This is a genomic window from Marvinbryantia sp., assembly GCF_047017445.1.
In the GTDB taxonomy this organism is placed as follows: Bacteria; Bacillota; Clostridia; order Lachnospirales; family Lachnospiraceae; genus Marvinbryantia.
In genome coordinates this window covers 69,169-85,782 of the sequence record NZ_JBKXTT010000010.1, presented here as the reverse complement: position 1 = coordinate 85,782, position 16,614 = coordinate 69,169, and the positions used below count along the sequence as shown (strand labels likewise).

Sequence of the window (16,614 nt, the reverse complement as noted above, 5' to 3'; positions counted from 1 at the left end):
TCTGCTTTTTACTCATATATCCGCTTTAGTATCTCCTGCTCTCTCCGATGGCAGGTGAACAGCAGTACCTGACGCCCGCTAAGAGCCAGCCACCGCAGTGTCTGCTCAAGGCGGGTGTCGTCGTATGTGAGGAAAGCGTCATCCAATATCAGCGGCAGCGCATCCTCCTGGTTTAAAAACTCCGCGCACGCCATGCGCAGCGCAAAATAGATCTGTTCCATCGTTCCGCGGCTCACCTGCCAGATGGACAGCAGCTTCTGCGGCGTGCTCACCCGCACCTGAAAATTTTCATCCAGATATGCGCCCGTGTATTTTCCGCAGGTGATCACCAATAAAATTTCGGAAATCCGCTCGTTAAGCTTTTGTGCATATTCCTGGTAGATGTCATTCATCACCTCCGAGAGCGTATCTATCGCAAGATACACGGCGGACAGCTTCTGCTCCAGCTCCTCCACCTCGCCCTTTTCCTTTTTCAGTATCTTTTGCTGCTCCTGCAGCTCTTCAAGCATCACCTGTTTTTCTTTGCGCGCGTTTACCGCCCACTCCAGGTTGGCAAGCAGCCGCTCCTTCTTCGGCGCGTTCCTTTGCTGACGCTCATACTGCGCCTTCTGCCGTTCATATTCGCGGCGCATCCGCTGTTCGCGAAGATACGCCTCCTGCTCCTTCATCCTGTCCTTCTGCTTCTGGTCGCGCACGCCGAAAAACTGTACGCCCAGACAGGCAAGCAGAATAACAGCCACCGCTCCTGCGCGCACCTGCCATGCCGACATCACCAATGCGACTGCCAGCGCCGCTACCGCGATCACCGCCATGGTGATCTTACCGATTTTCCAGACAGGCGTCCCGGCATTTCCGGGAATATCTTCTTCTGCCGCACGGCTATATGCCTCACCGGCTTCCCCGATCTCCTCCTCCAGAGCTTTGAGGCGCTCGCGCTGCTTCATCTCCTGCGATGTAAGCTGCTCCAGCTCCTGCTGCGCATAATCTATCTTTACGGAAAGCTCCTGCATTTTTTCAATTTTCGCAGCAACCTTCTGCTTTTTCTCGCGCTCCAGACGTTTCCGCTCCTCCTTCAGCTCCTCCATTGCCTTCGCCCCATCTATACCGGACAAAGAACCGCTCCCGGCGTTAATCATGCCGTTTCGCACAGCGTTTGCCAGCCCCTCGTCCGTCTCACCGCTCTGTCCGCCGTAAAACACAGTGTTGGAGAATGCTGTCTCGTCCATGTCCTGCAGGAAACCGGAAAGCTCCTCTGCATCCAGCTCACGGCCTTCCGTCTCACAGATCAGCCGCACCGCTTTATCCCGCTTCTCAAAGTTTCGTTCTATCCGGTAAATTTTATCTTTGCTGCGAAACCTAAGCATCCCGGAAAAATAACTGCCATTCTCCCACGGCTGGCGCAGACTATATTCATCCTGCTGCGCCGCGCGGCCGCGCATTCTGTCGATCCCGTAAAACATATCCCGTATAAAAGCGCGCATGGTACTCTTTCCCGTCTCATTGTCCCCGTAAATGATATTGACTCCCGGATGAAACGTCATGCTCTGTCCGTTAAATTTTCCAAAATGATCCATTCTGATTTCCAGTATTTCCATCTGCTACCTCTTCTGCGTTTTCTTCAGTGCGGCAATGCCGCAGGCGAGCGCCTGCCGCCTTACCTGGCTGATTTCTGTCTCCCCGTCCGCAGGCATAAGCTTTTCAATATAACGCCCGATAATATCTGTCCCGTGCTGCTGCCTAAGCTCCTCGATCGAAAATCCCGGCTCCGTCAGATCGTTGATCTCTAAAATATTGCCAAGCTCGCCAAAGCTCTCCGTATCATACACAATCTCCGGCTCCCGCACGCCAACGATATCCACCTTGTAAATATTCTGCACGCCGTGAGCGGCGATTTCCCGCTCAAGCCGTTCCTGCATCTCATAATCAGTGCTCTCCATGCTGCTTTCCAGCGAAAGGTGTACATATTCACGGCAGGCAAACGGCACAAACTCTATGGAAATCTGGCCATCCGTATATTCTCCCAGAATATAGCCGTGTATGCCGGTGTCGTTGCTGTCGATCGGCTCCAGCGCCCCCGCGTACGCCATCTTGTCCTCCGCAAGTATCTGCGGCTTGTGGATATGCCCAAGCGCGATATAGTCAAAGCCGCTTGATGCCAGACGTTTTTTGTCTATCGGGATATGGCGGTCATCCCCTCCGTGCGCAAGCAGAATGTGACATCCCGGTGTGTCATCGGGCTCCAGATCGTTGTAGAGCGGCTCTGTAATCTCCTTACTGTAATAGCTGAACCCGTAAACGGTCGTCTGAAGCCGCTTAAAATAAACGCTCTCACACTCCGGTGAGTCCAGAAAGATTACATTTTCCTCCCAGGCAAAGCTGCGGCAGGGCGAATCGCGGTGCAGATAATCGTGGTTGCCGGCAATCCATACCACCTGTGTTCTGCCAAGGCTGCCAAATAAATAGTTTACTTCTTTTAATTCGCGCAGAAGTGGCTGCCGGTGGAACAGATCTCCCGCGATCAGAAGCAGGTCCACCTGCTGCCGCTTTGCCTCCTGAATGACTCTCCGGAAGCTTTTCCAGATTTCCTGCGCGCGTTTCTGCGACCACGGCTGCCCCTTGTCGGGCGCCGCGCCCAGATGTATGTCTGCGATATGTATAAATCTCATGCTGCTGCTCCATCTCCCATTGCACATTTACTGTTTTCCCGTCTCAAATCCTCTCTTCTTCTATACTGTAGCGCAAAACGGCACAAACGGCAACTATTTTATTATCGCCCTCCGAACAATAACTTTACGAATACCCTCCGAACAATAACTTTACGAATACATTGTAATCTCCAGGGATTTTTGTTAGAATGATATCAATATATCTTACATAGGAGGGTACGTGAGTTATGAAGAAACTTATTGACGAATTTAAAACATTTATCATGCGCGGAAATGTCATGGATCTGGCAGTCGGCGTTATCATCGGCGGCGCATTCCAGGCAATCATCAATTCCCTGGTAAACGATCTTATCATGCCGATCATCAGCCTTATCACGGGCGGCATTGATTTTTCCAACTGGTTCATCCAGCTCGGCGGCGACCAGAAATTTTCCACGCTTGCCGCCGCGCAGGAAGCAGGCGTCGCCGTCTTTGCCTATGGAAATTTCCTCACCGCCGTCATCAATTTTCTCATCATGGCGATCGTCATCTTCTCCATGGTGAAGGCTATGAACCGGCTTGCCGCAGTCGGACATCACGAGGAGAAAGCCGAAGCAGCCCCGACCACAAAGAAATGTCCATACTGTCAGAGCGAGATCGACATCAACGCAACGCGCTGCCCGCACTGCACCTCTGTGATCGAGTAAACAGATCACGGGTTTTTTCATTGCAAAAGCCTGCCCTGCTTTTTTGCAGGACAGGCTTTTTTCCCATCTTAAACGCACTGCTCCTTCCGCTCAGACGATTTCCGCCCCAAACGGCATCAGTGCCAGCTTCGCGAGCTTAAACTGCTGCAGCCCGAACGGGATTCCCACGACCGTAATACACAGCAGCACGCCAAACCCCAGATGCTCTATCGCAAGCACCAGACCGGATACGACCAGCCAGATCACATTTAAAAGAAACGAGCCTGCACCGCCTCCGTAAACGACCTCTTTTCCAAAGGGAAAGAAGCTTAAAGATGCGAATTTAAAACACTGCAGCCCCACCGGAATGCCGATGATCGTCAGGCACCACAGGCATCCCGCAAGGCACCAGCTAAGACCGGTGATACAGCCGCCAAAGATAAACCATAATGCATTTCCAAGACAACCCATACTTACATCCTCCCTTTTGTCAAAACACCCTATTTTTCACTTCACACTACCCGTTACAGTTCTGCAATCCTCTCAGATCCCGCAGCAACCGCTCCACCTGATAAATGGCGTCGCTCACCTGCGCCCTTGCCTCCGCAATCTTCGACTGCACCAGATAATCGGCAATCACTCCGTCGAAGAAAAAGTCCGCAAAGGTAAGAAAATCGCTCACCTCCATGCGAAATTCCGTCGGCACACAGACATCGCGCAGCTCTCTCTGAAATACCAGCAGATCCGCCCTGGCATTCTCCATCAGCGCCGACGCATCATTCATGCGGGAGTGCTTGATCATGTCCGTGATAAAACCGCCGCCGAACAAGTCAAATAACCCCCAGTTTCTCGCGCTGTCGAGCTTTTCCTGCGCCCTGCGCAAACTTGTGAGCGCCCGCTCTCCCGCCGCTACTGCTTCTCTGATTTCTGTCTCTCTTGTTTTTCCCATCATTTATTTTCCCTCCATTTCCCGGCAAGCTGTCTGGCTTGTGCAGGCGTCCCTCCTGCTCTCAACTCCCATTCACGAAGTGAATTTTGGATCTGCGAATGGTACTGTGAAAGGACTGTATGGTAACAAAAAGACTTTTACCATGACACCTGCCACAATAAAAGTCTTGCTATCTCATTTGATACGGATGCCCTTCGGCATCGAATGTCGATCTCAAACCCGGTTTTATAACCGTTCAGCTACTCCCTTTCGCTTGCTTGTTAAAAATATAACACAATTAGCTGATGATGTCAAGGATTTTTTACAGACCGCTCAGATCCAGGATTTTTTACAGACCGCTCAGATCCAGTTTATAAATTGGATTTTGCAGTTCCATTTTTTTTAAAAACATGATCATATAAACCGGCAAATATATTTTCTGCTCTTTTACCTCCACATTGTAATCCGAAAATATATATGCCTGCTCCACCTGATAGTTTACATCAGCAAGCACGTTTTCCAGTGCACAATGTTTTTTGTAGTCCTTGCCGGATTTTACTTCTATCGGCAGCACTTTTCCATCCAGCTCTATCACAAAATCCAGCTCTCCCTTTTTTTTGCTGTTAAAATAATATGCCGGAATCCCTCTCTGTACCAGTTCCTGTGCAATTACATTTTCAAATAACGCTCCATTATTAATGGACGATGCCTTATTTAATATCTGCATCTTCACATTGTTGGAATATTGACTGGTCAGCAATCCAACATCCGAAAAAAACAATTTGAACAGACTTCGGTTTTCACTGATCTTCAGCGGAAGTTTCGGCTCGCTGACATTATATACAGGAAGCGCAACTCCTGCATCCTTCAGCCAGAGGAAGTCATTTACCACCCTGTCATAATTGATGCCTTTTCCTAAGGTGTTCAGCCGGAACCTTTTATTTTTACTGTCCAGCTCGGTCGCCATCGCATCATATATCTCCCGGAGCTTTAGCTTATACTGTTTCTCATATTTTGAAAAATCCATTTTATATAGTCGAAGGATTTTCTGATGAATCATTCCCACCCGGTTTAAGTCGTTTGTTTTTAAATATTCACTCACTGCCTCCGGCATTCCGCCAATAATCAGATACAGATAAAACAAATCCAGCATTTTTTCATGAATAAAAGAATCTACCGCCTTTCTCTGCTCAAAGCATTCCTGCAGTATATCCACTGTCGTTTGATGTATCCCGCATGCATTCGCAAACTCTGCAAAACACATCGGATACATATCAAAAATCTGCATGTATCCAACCGGAGCCGAACGCAGATCATTCAATTCTACCCCAAGGAGAGAACCGCTTAAAATATAACGATAACTCCCCTCCTCCACCAGAAATTTTATACGTGTAACAATATCTCTGCATTCCTGCACTTCGTCGAAGAAAAATATAGTTTTCCCTTTTTCCAGCGGTTTGCCCGCTGCCAGGCTGATTCTGAGAAGCAGTTGTTTCGCATCCGCCGCATCCTGAAAAAGCTGCACTAATTCCGGTTGTTCAATAAAATTTAATTCCACAAATGGGTATCCCGATTGTTTCAGACATTCTCTTATGAGATATGTCTTACCGATCTGACGTGCCCCTGTCAGCATAAAAGCTGCTTTTCCTTCCTTCAGCCACCTCTGAAGCTTTTGTTCCATTTCCCGCCGCAGCATCGTCGTCATCTCCTTGCAAAAACTTTTCCAACCTTATTATAGCCCGTTTTTGCAACTTTTCCAACCATTTTTTATTTATTTTTACAACTTTTCCAACCATTCTTCACATGCTTTTTGCAACTTTTCCAACTTTTTCTATTCTCTACTCCCGCCGCAGCGCGTCAATAGGATTTAAGTTTGCCGCCTTTACGGACGGAAGCAGTCCGAAAATGATTCCGATGACCATGGAAAAGACGACCGCAATGCCCGCTGCCGGGACACTGACTGCCACTGCAACGCCGGAAACACGGCTGATCGTCTGCGCCATCGCGATTCCGCACAGCACGCCAATCACACCGCCGATGCTTGTCAACACCGCCGCCTCGGTCAGAAACTGCATCAGAATGCTCTGCTTCCTGGCGCCGATCGCCTTTTTCAGCCCGATTTCATTTGTCCGCTCCGTAACGGAAACCAGCATGATATTCATAACGCCGATCCCGCCCACCAAAAGAGAAATGCTGGCGATCCAGATAAGCTGCTTCTGCGCCGCCGCGCCAAGATTCTGCAGATCCTCAACCTTTTTCAGAATATCATCCGCCTTATACGAAATTTCCGTCTGATCCGGAGAAAGCGCGGCATTCAATATTTTTTCCGCCTCCTTGCCCGCGCGCTCCATATCCTCCACGCGCTCTGCCTTTACAATCACATTTTCCGGCTCGTCATAAAAGAATGCGATCGGCCAGGAAGTCTTTGGCATATAAATATATCCCGGAGAGTCTGTGACATAGTTCAGATAATCATCCACCGAGTTAATCTTTGGCTCAAACCGCCGCGCCTTCTCGACAACCCCGACGATCGTAAACGGCGCTCCGCTGATCTCCACTACCTCCCCAATCGGGCTGCGGTTCTGAAACAGTGTCTCCGCCACGGACTGCTCGATGATAATCACCTTGCGGAATTTCTCATAATCCTGCCTGCCAAAATTTCTGCCGCTGCGCAGAAAATAATTACTTGTATTGAAGTATTCCGTATCGATCCCGCGCAGCCCGACGCCAGACAGCGATTTGTTTTTATAAAACACGCTGCCGGGACTCTCCCGCTCCGTATAGCAGGAAACATTTTCCACCCCATCGCATGCCTTGATTTTCTCAATGGAGGCTTCGCTCACCCCGGGCACGCCTGCCGGAATATCCTCTTCCGAAAAAATTGAAAATTTAAAACCGTTCTGCTCAAGCTGCACAAGCACCGTATTATCGCCCGCCCCGATCAGATTATTTTTGATCTCCTCATTTGTGCCCTTGATCGTGGATACGATGGAAATGATGGCGGCGATCCCGATAATTATTCCCAGCATCGTCAGAAAGGACCTCATCTTATGCGACCAGATTCCCTGGAATGATAACCGTATATTTTCTGTCATAGCGCATCCTCCCTAAATTGTGTCCGTTTCGACGGTCTGCGCGCCTTCCACCGCATCCTTCCCATAGGGGAACGCGATCCAGTCCTCCAATGTCAGTCCGTCAAGAATTTCCACATAGGAACCGTTTGTGATCCCGGTCCTTACCGTCTGTTTGCAGAGCCTGCCGTCCTCCCCGCGCTTCAGCACATATTTTGTGCCGTTTTTCTCTGTGCGCACAAAATACTGCTCTACGCTGATCGCATCCTCCGTGCTGCTGCCCGACAGACGAAGCTGCGCCATTCCCTCCGGAAGGTCTCCCGCATCCTCGATCAGCGCGTAAAAGGTATAATACGACGTATTCTGGTTTTGTTCTCCAAACAGAATAAAATCGCCCTCATTTCCGGAATTCGGATACTGTGAAATTTCCTTGATCACAGCAGTAAATTCTTCTCCACTGTCCAGGGAAGTGCCCTGTATGACATCGCCCGGCTTTACCTCTTCCTTGCCAAATTCATCCAGAACGCCCTGGGCATAAAGTCCTTCCGCACTGGAGATCCGTGCAAAATACTCGCTGCCGGAGCCGCCCTGCTCTGATCCGATGCTGAGCACCGTTCCGCTGACGCTGCTCTTTACAATCTTTCCATCCACCGTTTCCTGCAGCTCCTTTACCGCTAATGCGGCCTCTTTTATACTCAGTTTCTGTGCGGCGATCTCCCGCTCTTTATCCTTTATCAGTTCGCTGCGCTCCTCCGGCGTATAATCCGGCATATTCCAGTCTGAAAAACCTCCGTCCGGATTGTCCGGTTCCTCTTCCTTCCACAGACCATACTGCTTCAGAAATTCGATAAATTCCTCCGAATTGCTCACAAGCGCCCGCGCCTCCTCCGGAAGCGCCAGGTAATAATCGCGCAGTGTGGTGAGATAGTTTATCAGATTTTCCTCAAAAGACGCCGGATCCAGTTCCCGGATGCTGAGCATGACATCGTACGCTTTCAGCGTATCCTGCAGTGTCGGCACCAGCGTGCCCGGATTCTTTGGATCCTTCCGAAGCTCAAACCAGCGAAGCTCTGCTTCCCGCAGCCAGTTTTCGCCAAGACGTCCACAGGCGTCCATCGCCTTTTTCAGCGCTTCCCGCGTGACCGTCTCCGGATCTGCCGAAAGAGCCTGATACAGCACATAGCGCAGGCAGATTTCCCGGTAGCTCTCCGCCAGCTTTTTGGCTGCGTCCTCCTGATTCTGTTTCTGGAAATATAGGACAATTTCCGGCTTCAGACTATAATCCTCCATATAATTTTCAGAAGCTGCATTATCCTCCGACACAACCTGCTCTTCCTCCGGTTTTTCCGGTATCCGCACATCTGCAAGCCATGTCTGATAAAGCTCTATCGCTCTCTCACTGTCCGTCAGTGTCTGCTCTGCGGACGCGTCCGCCGCATTTAAGACTGCCTCCGCCAGACTGCAATAGATCTGCAGATTTTTAAGGGTTTCCTCGTCCGGAAGCGTCTCTGTCCCATTTTCCGTCTCGCTTTCCGTTTCAGATTCTGTCTCGGTTTCCGTCGATGTCTCGGTTGATTCTTCCGTTTCCGGCTCCGTCGGCGTTTCGACTGGCGTTTCCGTTTCCGGCTCTGTCGGCGTTTCGACTGGCGCTTCCGTTTCCGGCTCCGTCGGTGTTTCGGCGGGCGCTTCCGTTTCCGGCTCCGTCGGTGTTTCGGCGGGTGCTTCCGTTTCCGGCTCCGTCGGTGTTTCGGCGGGTTCTTCCGTTTCCGGCTCCGCCGGCGTCTCAGCAGGTGCTTCCGTTCCCGGCTCCGCTGGCGTTTCGACGGGCGTTTCCGTTCCCGGCTCCGCTGGCGTTTCGACGGGCGTTTTCGTTCCAGGCTCCGTTGGCGTTTCGGCGGGCGTTTCCGCTGACGCTTCGGCAAGCGGTTCCGTCGGCGCCTCTTCCGGCGGCTGTATTACCTGCTCCTCCCGGGAAGCTTCCTCTCCTGCTGCAAGCTGTTTTATCTCATTTGGAATCAGCTGCGCCGTCAGTGTACCGCCAAGCTTTTTCAGCTCCTTTTCCATTCTCTGCAGATGCAGTTCCTCCGTCTGCTGTTTCAGCCGCGCGATCTCCAGCTTCAGCTCCGTCAGCGTCATATCGTAGCTGAACAGCGGCGTTCCCTCGCTCACATGATCGCCTTCCTTTACAAAAACCTTGTCCACTTGATAGGATTCGTCCAGACTGACATTCTGTTCCACCCGCGACGTAATATTTCCATACATTCCGTCATCCAGATTCGAAAACGATCCCACGTTCACATTCGCCACCGGCACCACCTTTGCCGTCACCTGCCTATGCTGTACCAGAAAACGGACAGCGCCCGCCGCTGCCCCAACGCACACAATTAAAATAGCTGCTCCTAAAACTGCTCCTTTTTTCATTGCTTTTCCTCGCTTAGTTCTCCGTCAAAAATCGTTACCATACGCCGCGCACACTCCGCTATATTGCGGTCGTGCGTGATCATCAGAATCGTGACGCCCTCTGCGTTCAGCCTGCCGAACAGCTCCATCACCTGGCTGCTGGATCTGGAATCCAGCGCGCCGGTCGGCTCATCCGCAAGAAGCAGCTCCGGCCGGTTCACCATTGCCCTGGCGATCGCCACTCTCTGCTTCTGCCCGCCGGAAAGCTGGGTGGGCAGAAATTTTACGCGATCCTCAAGCCCGACCTTTGCAAGCGCTTCATACGCCCGCTCACGCCGGACGGATCTTCGCACGCCCGCATACACCAGCGGAAGCGCTACGTTCTCCAGCGCGCTCATTCGGGACAAAAGCTGAAAATTCTGAAACACGAAACCAAGATTTTTCAGCCGTACATCCGACAGTCCGCGTTCGCTCAGCTTCAGCACCTCTTCCCCCGCAAGATGATATTCGCCGGAGGTCGGGCGGTCCAGACAGCCGATAATGTTCATCAGCGTGGATTTTCCCGAACCGGACGGTCCCATCACCGCCACATACTCACCTCTCTCCACCTCCAGGCAGACATCCTTCAGCACCGGAACCACCATTTTTCCCTGCTGATAATCCTTATAAATATGCTTCAGATTTAAAATTACATCGCTCACTCCTGTACATCCTCCGCGCCGTCCAATTCATCCACGACTGTAATATCCACATCATCATCTGCATTATCTTCAATCACTTCGGCATTTGCATCATCCCCGATCAAATCATCATCTGCATTGTCTTCGATCACTTCGACATTCGCATCATCCTCCATCAAATCATCATCTGCATTGTCTTCGATCACTTCGGCGCTGTCATCATCACCCGTATCGTCGCCGCTGGCTTCATCAGCCACCGCGCCGTCCGCGCTGCTGTCATACACATTCAGCACCGCCTGGCTGCCTTCCTGAATACCGTCCATCGGGAATGCGATGCTATCCTCTGCGGCAAGCCCGGAGAGAATCTGATATTTTTCCTGCTCCCCATCGTACTCGCCGACCGTAACCTCCTGCCTGCGGATCCGTTCGCTCTCATCTGCCCTCCAGACGAAGAATTTTCCATCCTCCCGCGTCAGATACGCTTCATTCAGCCAGAGACCTTCTTTTTCCGTCTCCTGCCCCTTGTCCTCCTCCAGATAAACGTGCTGTCCAAGCAGCATCCCTTCAATCGAATCCGCCTGTACGTAAAAACGATAATTGGACGAGCCGGTAGAACCGCTGTCGCCGATGACCATTGCGTTTCCATCATCCTCCTGCGTGTTGTCTGTAATGACCTCTGTTACTGTCCCCTTCCAGGTCTGGTTCCTGTCAAGCCGTGAAAAAATCACGACCGGCATTCCCTCCGTCACCATCGGCAGGTTCTGTTCATTCAGCTTGCATTTAATGCGGAAATCACCGGACTTCAAAATTTTCATATATGTGCCGTCTGAGCTGTTCATGCTGTCGCTGTCCGGCGGATTGATCGTCTGAACAATTCCGGATACCTCCGATTTTACCTCCGCGTGCTGCAGCGTTTCCTTTAGCTGCTCTATCTCCAGCGTCTTCGTCTTAATCTCGTACTCGCTCATCTTAATGTTGTTCTGCTGCGTCAGAATATCCGTCGTGTACGAGAGCTGGTCGTCCGCACTTGCCGAGCGTTTCTCCTTCTCCAGCCTGGCGATTGCCGCCGTGTCGCTCTCAATCTCGCTCTTTTCCTTTTCAATATCAATTTCAAGCTGTGCCAGCTTATTTTCATCCTCCCGCGTATCGTAGACGAACAGCGTCTGACCCTCTTTGACCTGATCGCCCTCCTTAACCTTACATTCCTTCACCTTCTTTTCAGCATCCAGCTTTATTTTGACAGTCGCCTGCGGCTCAATGACGCCCCCAAACCGTTCTCTGTAGTCTGAGCTGGCGGAACCGGTGATATCCGACACACGGTTCACATAAACAACATCCTTATTATCCGCTGCGCCGCTTCTGCTTCCCTGAAAGCGGTTTACAGCATAGTATGCACCTGCCGCTGCGATACACAGCGCCAGCAGAATAAAAATCTTCTTTTTCATATATCCCCCTGTCCTTCCGTTTTCTGTCAGTATGCACTGTCTTTCTTAATCATTTCTGAATCAATTCTGAAAAATTCTAAATAACAAAGAGGGGCGCGTCTGAATCGCGCCCCTCCGCTTACTTAAAAGAGGATAAATATACATCTGAATTATATATAGAAACCAGGAAACTACTGAAACCGGGAGGCTACTTCATGCACGGGAACAGCACCTCGATCCGGAATATGCCGTCCTGCTCGCATGTCTTGCTGATGCCGCCCATCTTCTGCATCATATTTTTTATGCTCTGCAGACCGACGCGGGTGCTGTCCGGCTTTTCTGTCAGCTCCTGCACGCTGTTTTCGAATGCGAAGCCTGCCATTTGGCCGATATACATGCTGGAAATTTTTACCGGCTTCTCCGCATCCGCATACTTTAAGATGTTCGATGTGATGTTGTCCATGATACGCACCACATACTCCGTGCATACCCGCAGCTTCTGGTCGCGCCATTCCATCTGCGTCACCGTGTGAAACCCTCTGTGTTCAAGAAAGCTGCAGGTCTCCGAGAGCAGGTCGTAAAACAGATCCTCGTAGCTCTCCGCCTTTTCGAGTGTAATCTCCTGCTGTCCCGACACCAGAGAATACTCAAACAGATGATCCGTGAGCTGCTTCATGCGCCGCGCCTGCCGGTCAATCTTGTCCAGATATTCCGCAGACTGCTCCGTACTCTCATAATTTCCTTTTTTCAGGATCTCTGTGTAGAGCAGAATGGACGTGACCGGCGTGCGCAGATCATGTGACATTTCTGTGACCACCTTCTGATTCTCCCGCACCATCTCGGCTTCCCTGGCAATCATATTTTTAAAGGAACGTCTCATATTATCCAGCCCCTGCGCGAGACGCGAAAGCTCATCCTGCCCCGTTACCGTGATCTTATAATCCAGACTTCCGCCCTCCAGTATCCCGATCTCCATGCTGAGCCTGGCGATGTAAGCCATTTTCCGGCGTATACCGAGCAGCGTGAGCACCAGAAACAGCAGAAAGGAAGCTACAAGAGTGGTAATCTGCTCATAATTGTAGAGCTGATACACATACCAGCCTATAATCCCTACCATCGCCGTGCCATCCGCAAATTCCACCGGATAATAGGTCAGCAGATCGTTTTCATTCGCATAAATGCCGTCGGTCTCCGGCTCCTGCTCCTGATAGTCCGAATTAAACATCAATGTGTTGTTTTTATATACGCGAACGCTGATGACCTGCTGCTCCTTCACCCAGGCATTCAGCTTTGTCCTGTCCTCATAGCTGATCTGCTCCTCGTCGATATACTGCTGCATCTTTTCTATGTAGAAACGGTTTTTCTTTTCGTTATATTCAGGCGTGTCGTAGTAGTTGTCAATCAGCCACACCCCCGCCTTCTCAAGAGCCAGAAAAACAATTCCCGCCGTCACCGCCGAGACCGTCAGCAGCAGCACAAGCTGGAAATAAATAGAGTGTATTTTATTCGCCGACCGTGTCAAATTTATACCCCTTTCCCCAGACCGTTTTGATATATTTCGGATATTTGGGATCCTCCTCTATTTTTACCCGCAGCTTGCGGATATGTACCATGATCGTGCTGTTGCAGGAGTAAAAGTAAGGCTCTTCCCAAACGCTCTCATAAAGATTCTGCGCGGAAAAAATCTTGCCCGGATGCTGCATCATCAATAACAACATATGATATTCTATGTCAGACATCTCCCTGAGCACGCCGTCCACATACACTTCGTTGAAAACCTCGTGGATACGGATACCGCCCGCTTCCAGGTATTCCTCCTCTTTTTCTTCCTTTGCGGCGGTTTTTCCCATATATACCCGGTATCTGCGCAGCAGCGCCCTCACTCTGCCCAAAAGCTCCGCATAGGAAAAAGGCTTGGGCAGATAATCGTCCCCGCCCGCCATCAGCCCGATCAGCTTGTCCGACTCCTGCGCCTTCGCTGTCAGAAAGAGCACCGGCACGTTGGAAATTTTACGGATTTCCTCGCAGGTGCGCAGTCCCGACATTCCCGGCATCATCACATCCAGAATTACCAGATCTGTGGAATCCTCCAAAAGCTCCAGCCCTTTCTTCCCGTTTTCCGCCTCTTTCACATGGTAATTCTCACTTTCAAGAAGAATGCGCACACCCTCGCGGATATCCGCGTCATCTTCGATAATCAATACCTGCTCCCGATTCATAGCTTGTCTCCTTTCCTGTCGCAAAATCACATCCGCTAACCTTTGCGTCTCACTTACAGATAACGCCCGGTCAGATCGTTTAAGCCGGGCGCCTGTTTATATTATCGCAAAAATATCTTAACAGCTTCTGAAATAATCATAAAAAAATCTAAAGCAATAAAATAATAACACAGAACATTCTGTCTCTTTTCATTATATTCCATCAATGAAATATTCTCCATACATTTCTCATTTTTCCATCACAATGCCTCATCCGGTTACGTATTACTTGTTAGAAGATATTTTCGCAAGTGCGTCTAAATGCTTTTTCCGGATGATTCTCTGCGCCTGTTTTTCGCTCACATCCAGCTCGCCGAGAAGCTCCTCTGTACTTACCAGCGGCAGCCAGCTTCTTCCGAGATAGTCGGGATAGCTGCACCACCAGTAATCCTCCGGCACGCTGACGATCTGTTCCTTCACCGGCATCATGTGCAGTTTCATGCAATAACGAAGCGCGGATTTCATATCCTTCAGGACATGCATAGTACTTTTCCTGAAGTGAGTAGCCTTCCGGTTGATCCCGTACATGATTCCCTGCTCATGCACGGAAGAATTTACCTGCGGAAAATGATTAGTGCTCGGCAAATAATCTATCCGCAGCATTGCGTCGTTTTCCGGAATGCAGGTTTCCTCATAGCGTTTTGTCACCTTATCCAGATATTTTTCAACGGCCTGCTCCCCGGCAGCGTGCAGCACAAGATGCAGCTCGTTGTCCAATACGCAGTAGGCAAGCACCTGGATTTCCGGCTCCATCTCCTTCCGGATGCTGGCAGCCACGTCCAGAACCTTCATCTTTTGAATTTCCTCTTCAAAAAGCTGCTGGTTTGCCTTGCCTCTCAGAATTGCATAACAGATTTGTGTCCCCTCATTTGTGTGTTCCATTGATAGTACTCCCTTCGTTTTTATGTGCATCGATCAGCTCACACTCCGATGCCCTTAATTTGTACAGTCCTATCATAAACGCATAGGGATTTCTTTTTCAAGTACTTTATATGTGTTGCAACAAATTGAAACATTCAGCATAGAAAAAGCTGTATGTTAAGTTTCCTGCGCCCATTTATGTGACGATTCGTCACAATCGTCCGGTGGACGTTTGTCCTGCGCCGCCCATACACGGCCGGTTTTTACATTTTTTGAATCTTATTGACAGCGTTAAATGCAAAGAGTATAATTGAGACTACAAAAAATGAAACGATTCGCGGTGAACTGTATCCACAGGTACTTGAAACGCTGCTTCATTGGGGTTTGTAAAGGATTATTTGATTAAACAGAAAAGCGGTCAATGGGCGGCTTTTTAAAGGGTTTTTGGTTAGTTATTGCTAACCTCGTTGTAAAGGGGGAGCATTATGAAGAAAACTTTCTGGGATCGAACAGCAAAAATCTATGACCGCTTCATGCGGAAAGACCATAGGGCGTACAGGCAAATGTACTCTCTCATTTATCCTGTAGTGCGGCATAAGCAGGTGCTGGAGCTTGCTGCCGGAACCGGGCTGATCGCCAAACATATCGTCCGCGCTGCTGATCATATCGAAGCTACAGATGCGTCAAAGGAAATGATCAAACAGGCAAAACAGGGCGTGCAGTCTGCAAAGCTCCATTTCTCTGTGCAGGATATGTTCTGTCTCCCCTATGCTGCTCAGTCATTCGATGTCGTCATCGTATCCAATGCTCTGCATATTGTACCGGAGCCTGAAAGAGCACTGGCAGAAATACATAGAGTACTGAAGGATGATGGCGTGTTGATCGCACCGACCTTCACCCACGCTGACAACCGTTTTCGCGGAAAGGTCAAAGCGTTTCTGATGAAGCTGTCAGGCTTTCACCAGTACAGCAAATGGTCAACCAATGGATATTTAAGTTTCCTGCGGGAACATGGATGGGAAGTGCGGAAAAGTGTCGTGCTGAAAGCCAGTTTCCCACTGACCTATGCAGAGTGTGTAAAGTCGGATTACGCCGCTATGGATTAGCTGAAGAAGCATCCCAGATGTGCGGATGAGCAGGGGGTCAGGAAGAATAACTGATGATTATACAATCTGTTTTAGAAGGACTTGGATTAGGCGGGTTATTGATTTTAGTCTGTGCTATCAGCATTTACAAAGGTGCTGTTAATATGGTACATCTATATAGCACGGAGGTACAGGAGCGTTGCGTTTTAATGGGTCTGACAACTCATGAAAAGATCAGACGGAACAGCATCCTTCTTAAAATGTTGTGCGTTCCCGGTTATATCGTCTATGTGTTGGTATGCGTCTATGTTATCAATAATGCCAGAGAGTTTGAGGAGGGATTCTGGCAGATATTCATAATCCTGTCTGTTATGAACCTCATAGACCGCTTTCTGATAGACGGCTTCTGGGTAGGGCACACCAAAGCATGGATAATTCCCGGCACGGAAGATCTGATGCCCTATATCACCACCAAAGACAAGCGCAGAAAGTGGCTGATGGGTACAGCAGGTATGGCGATTATCGCAGCAATACTCGCAGGCATGATGCTCCTGTTCGTCTAAAGGAAACACAATA

15 protein-coding genes are annotated in these 16,614 nt (G+C 49.9%); 3 read left to right on the top strand and 12 right to left on the bottom strand.

What is annotated here, in order from left to right; translation table 11 throughout:
• Nucleotides 1-8 precede the first annotated feature (8 nt).
• Together ACLU9Q_RS12735 and ACLU9Q_RS12730 are read right to left on the bottom strand one after the other, a co-directional pair.
• The gene (locus tag ACLU9Q_RS12735; RefSeq protein WP_296838358.1) at nt 9-1,595 is read right to left on the bottom strand and encodes an ATP-binding protein; all 1,587 of its coding nucleotides are present in this window, start codon (nt 1,593-1,595) and stop codon (nt 9-11) included.
• 3 nt (nt 1,596-1,598) lie between these two features.
• Nucleotides 1,599-2,666 (bottom strand): metallophosphoesterase family protein, encoded by a 1,068-nt coding sequence (locus ACLU9Q_RS12730; RefSeq protein WP_296838361.1) that lies wholly within the window; start codon nt 2,664-2,666, stop codon nt 1,599-1,601.
• A gap of 227 nt (nt 2,667-2,893) precedes the next feature.
• On the opposite strand from ACLU9Q_RS12730, the gene mscL reads away from it, so the two are divergent.
• Complete coding sequence (gene mscL / locus ACLU9Q_RS12725) at nt 2,894-3,352, top strand: large conductance mechanosensitive channel protein MscL (RefSeq protein ID WP_296838364.1); 459 nt, start codon at nt 2,894-2,896, stop codon at nt 3,350-3,352.
• Nucleotides 3,353-3,442: 90 nt separating this feature from the next.
• Here mscL and ACLU9Q_RS12720 read toward each other — a convergent pair whose 3' ends face one another.
• From ACLU9Q_RS12720 to ACLU9Q_RS12675, 10 genes are all read right to left on the bottom strand, one after another.
• Nucleotides 3,443-3,802 carry a YccF domain-containing protein gene (locus ACLU9Q_RS12720; protein WP_296838368.1) on the bottom strand — a complete coding sequence of 120 codons (360 nt, stop codon included), beginning with the start codon at nt 3,800-3,802 and terminating at the stop codon, nt 3,443-3,445.
• Between the two features lie 46 nt (nt 3,803-3,848).
• Entirely contained in the window at nt 3,849-4,283 is a 435-nt protein-coding gene (locus ACLU9Q_RS12715; protein ID WP_330490565.1) for a hypothetical protein, read from the bottom strand.
• A 325-nt stretch (nt 4,284-4,608) separates the two neighbouring features.
• Complete coding sequence (locus ACLU9Q_RS12710) at nt 4,609-5,955, bottom strand: ATP-binding protein (RefSeq protein WP_296838371.1); 1,347 nt, start codon at nt 5,953-5,955, stop codon at nt 4,609-4,611.
• Between the two features lie 142 nt (nt 5,956-6,097).
• A complete protein-coding gene (locus ACLU9Q_RS12705; protein ID WP_296838373.1) occupies nt 6,098-7,354 on the bottom strand; it encodes an ABC transporter permease in 1,257 nt (418 codons plus the stop codon).
• Between the two features lie 12 nt (nt 7,355-7,366).
• A complete protein-coding gene (locus ACLU9Q_RS12700) occupies nt 7,367-9,751 on the bottom strand; it encodes a hypothetical protein (RefSeq protein WP_302227400.1) in 2,385 nt (794 codons plus the stop codon).
• Nucleotides 9,748-10,374, bottom strand: a complete 627-nt coding sequence (locus ACLU9Q_RS12695; RefSeq protein WP_296832053.1) for an ABC transporter ATP-binding protein — start codon at nt 10,372-10,374, stop codon at nt 9,748-9,750. The genes ACLU9Q_RS12700 and ACLU9Q_RS12695 overlap by 4 nt, the downstream gene beginning before the upstream one ends.
• A gap of 53 nt (nt 10,375-10,427) precedes the next feature.
• Nucleotides 10,428-11,855 carry an efflux RND transporter periplasmic adaptor subunit gene (locus tag ACLU9Q_RS12690; RefSeq protein WP_298515261.1) on the bottom strand — a complete coding sequence of 476 codons (1,428 nt, stop codon included), beginning with the start codon at nt 11,853-11,855 and terminating at the stop codon, nt 10,428-10,430.
• A gap of 187 nt (nt 11,856-12,042) precedes the next feature.
• The gene (locus tag ACLU9Q_RS12685; protein ID WP_296832045.1) at nt 12,043-13,356 is read right to left on the bottom strand and encodes a histidine kinase dimerization/phospho-acceptor domain-containing protein; all 1,314 of its coding nucleotides are present in this window, start codon (nt 13,354-13,356) and stop codon (nt 12,043-12,045) included.
• Nucleotides 13,337-14,053: a response regulator transcription factor gene (locus ACLU9Q_RS12680; protein ID WP_296832043.1), complete on the bottom strand. Its 717-nt coding sequence runs from the start codon at nt 14,051-14,053 to the stop codon at nt 13,337-13,339. The genes ACLU9Q_RS12685 and ACLU9Q_RS12680 overlap by 20 nt, the downstream gene beginning before the upstream one ends.
• Before the next feature lie 264 nt (nt 14,054-14,317).
• A complete protein-coding gene (locus ACLU9Q_RS12675; RefSeq protein ID WP_296832041.1) occupies nt 14,318-14,974 on the bottom strand; it encodes a hypothetical protein in 657 nt (218 codons plus the stop codon).
• 464 nt (nt 14,975-15,438) lie between these two features.
• On the opposite strand from ACLU9Q_RS12675, the gene ACLU9Q_RS12670 reads away from it, so the two are divergent.
• Both ACLU9Q_RS12670 and ACLU9Q_RS12665 read left to right on the top strand, forming a co-directional pair.
• Nucleotides 15,439-16,059, top strand: a complete 621-nt coding sequence (locus ACLU9Q_RS12670) for a class I SAM-dependent methyltransferase (RefSeq protein ID WP_296832039.1) — start codon at nt 15,439-15,441, stop codon at nt 16,057-16,059.
• Nucleotides 16,060-16,112: 53 nt separating this feature from the next.
• Complete coding sequence (locus ACLU9Q_RS12665; protein ID WP_302227396.1) at nt 16,113-16,601, top strand: hypothetical protein; 489 nt, start codon at nt 16,113-16,115, stop codon at nt 16,599-16,601.
• Nucleotides 16,602-16,614: the final 13 nt, after the last annotated feature.

What these genes read in the sequence shown, in the direction of transcription:
- mscL (WP_296838364.1), top strand. Translation starts at nt 2,894, where the DNA reads ATGAAGAAACTTATTGACGAATTTAAAACATTTATCATGCGCGGAAAT.
- ACLU9Q_RS12695 (WP_296832053.1), bottom strand. Translation starts at nt 10,374, where the DNA reads ATGGTGGTTCCGGTGCTGAAGGATGTCTGCCTGGAGGTGGAGAGAGGT.
- ACLU9Q_RS12720 (WP_296838368.1), bottom strand. Translation starts at nt 3,802, where the DNA reads ATGGGTTGTCTTGGAAATGCATTATGGTTTATCTTTGGCGGCTGTATC.
- ACLU9Q_RS12690 (WP_298515261.1), bottom strand. Translation starts at nt 11,855, where the DNA reads ATGAAAAAGAAGATTTTTATTCTGCTGGCGCTGTGTATCGCAGCGGCA.
- ACLU9Q_RS12730 (WP_296838361.1), bottom strand. Translation starts at nt 2,666, where the DNA reads ATGAGATTTATACATATCGCAGACATACATCTGGGCGCGGCGCCCGAC.
- ACLU9Q_RS12700 (WP_302227400.1), bottom strand. Translation starts at nt 9,751, where the DNA reads ATGAAAAAAGGAGCAGTTTTAGGAGCAGCTATTTTAATTGTGTGCGTT.
- ACLU9Q_RS12670 (WP_296832039.1), top strand. Translation starts at nt 15,439, where the DNA reads ATGAAGAAAACTTTCTGGGATCGAACAGCAAAAATCTATGACCGCTTC.
- ACLU9Q_RS12665 (WP_302227396.1), top strand. Translation starts at nt 16,113, where the DNA reads ATGATTATACAATCTGTTTTAGAAGGACTTGGATTAGGCGGGTTATTG.
- ACLU9Q_RS12710 (WP_296838371.1), bottom strand. Translation starts at nt 5,955, where the DNA reads ATGCTGCGGCGGGAAATGGAACAAAAGCTTCAGAGGTGGCTGAAGGAA.
- ACLU9Q_RS12735 (WP_296838358.1), bottom strand. Translation starts at nt 1,595, where the DNA reads ATGGAAATACTGGAAATCAGAATGGATCATTTTGGAAAATTTAACGGA.
- ACLU9Q_RS12705 (WP_296838373.1), bottom strand. Translation starts at nt 7,354, where the DNA reads ATGACAGAAAATATACGGTTATCATTCCAGGGAATCTGGTCGCATAAG.
- ACLU9Q_RS12715 (WP_330490565.1), bottom strand. Translation starts at nt 4,283, where the DNA reads ATGATGGGAAAAACAAGAGAGACAGAAATCAGAGAAGCAGTAGCGGCG.
- ACLU9Q_RS12680 (WP_296832043.1), bottom strand. Translation starts at nt 14,053, where the DNA reads ATGAATCGGGAGCAGGTATTGATTATCGAAGATGACGCGGATATCCGC.
- ACLU9Q_RS12675 (WP_296832041.1), bottom strand. Translation starts at nt 14,974, where the DNA reads ATGGAACACACAAATGAGGGGACACAAATCTGTTATGCAATTCTGAGA.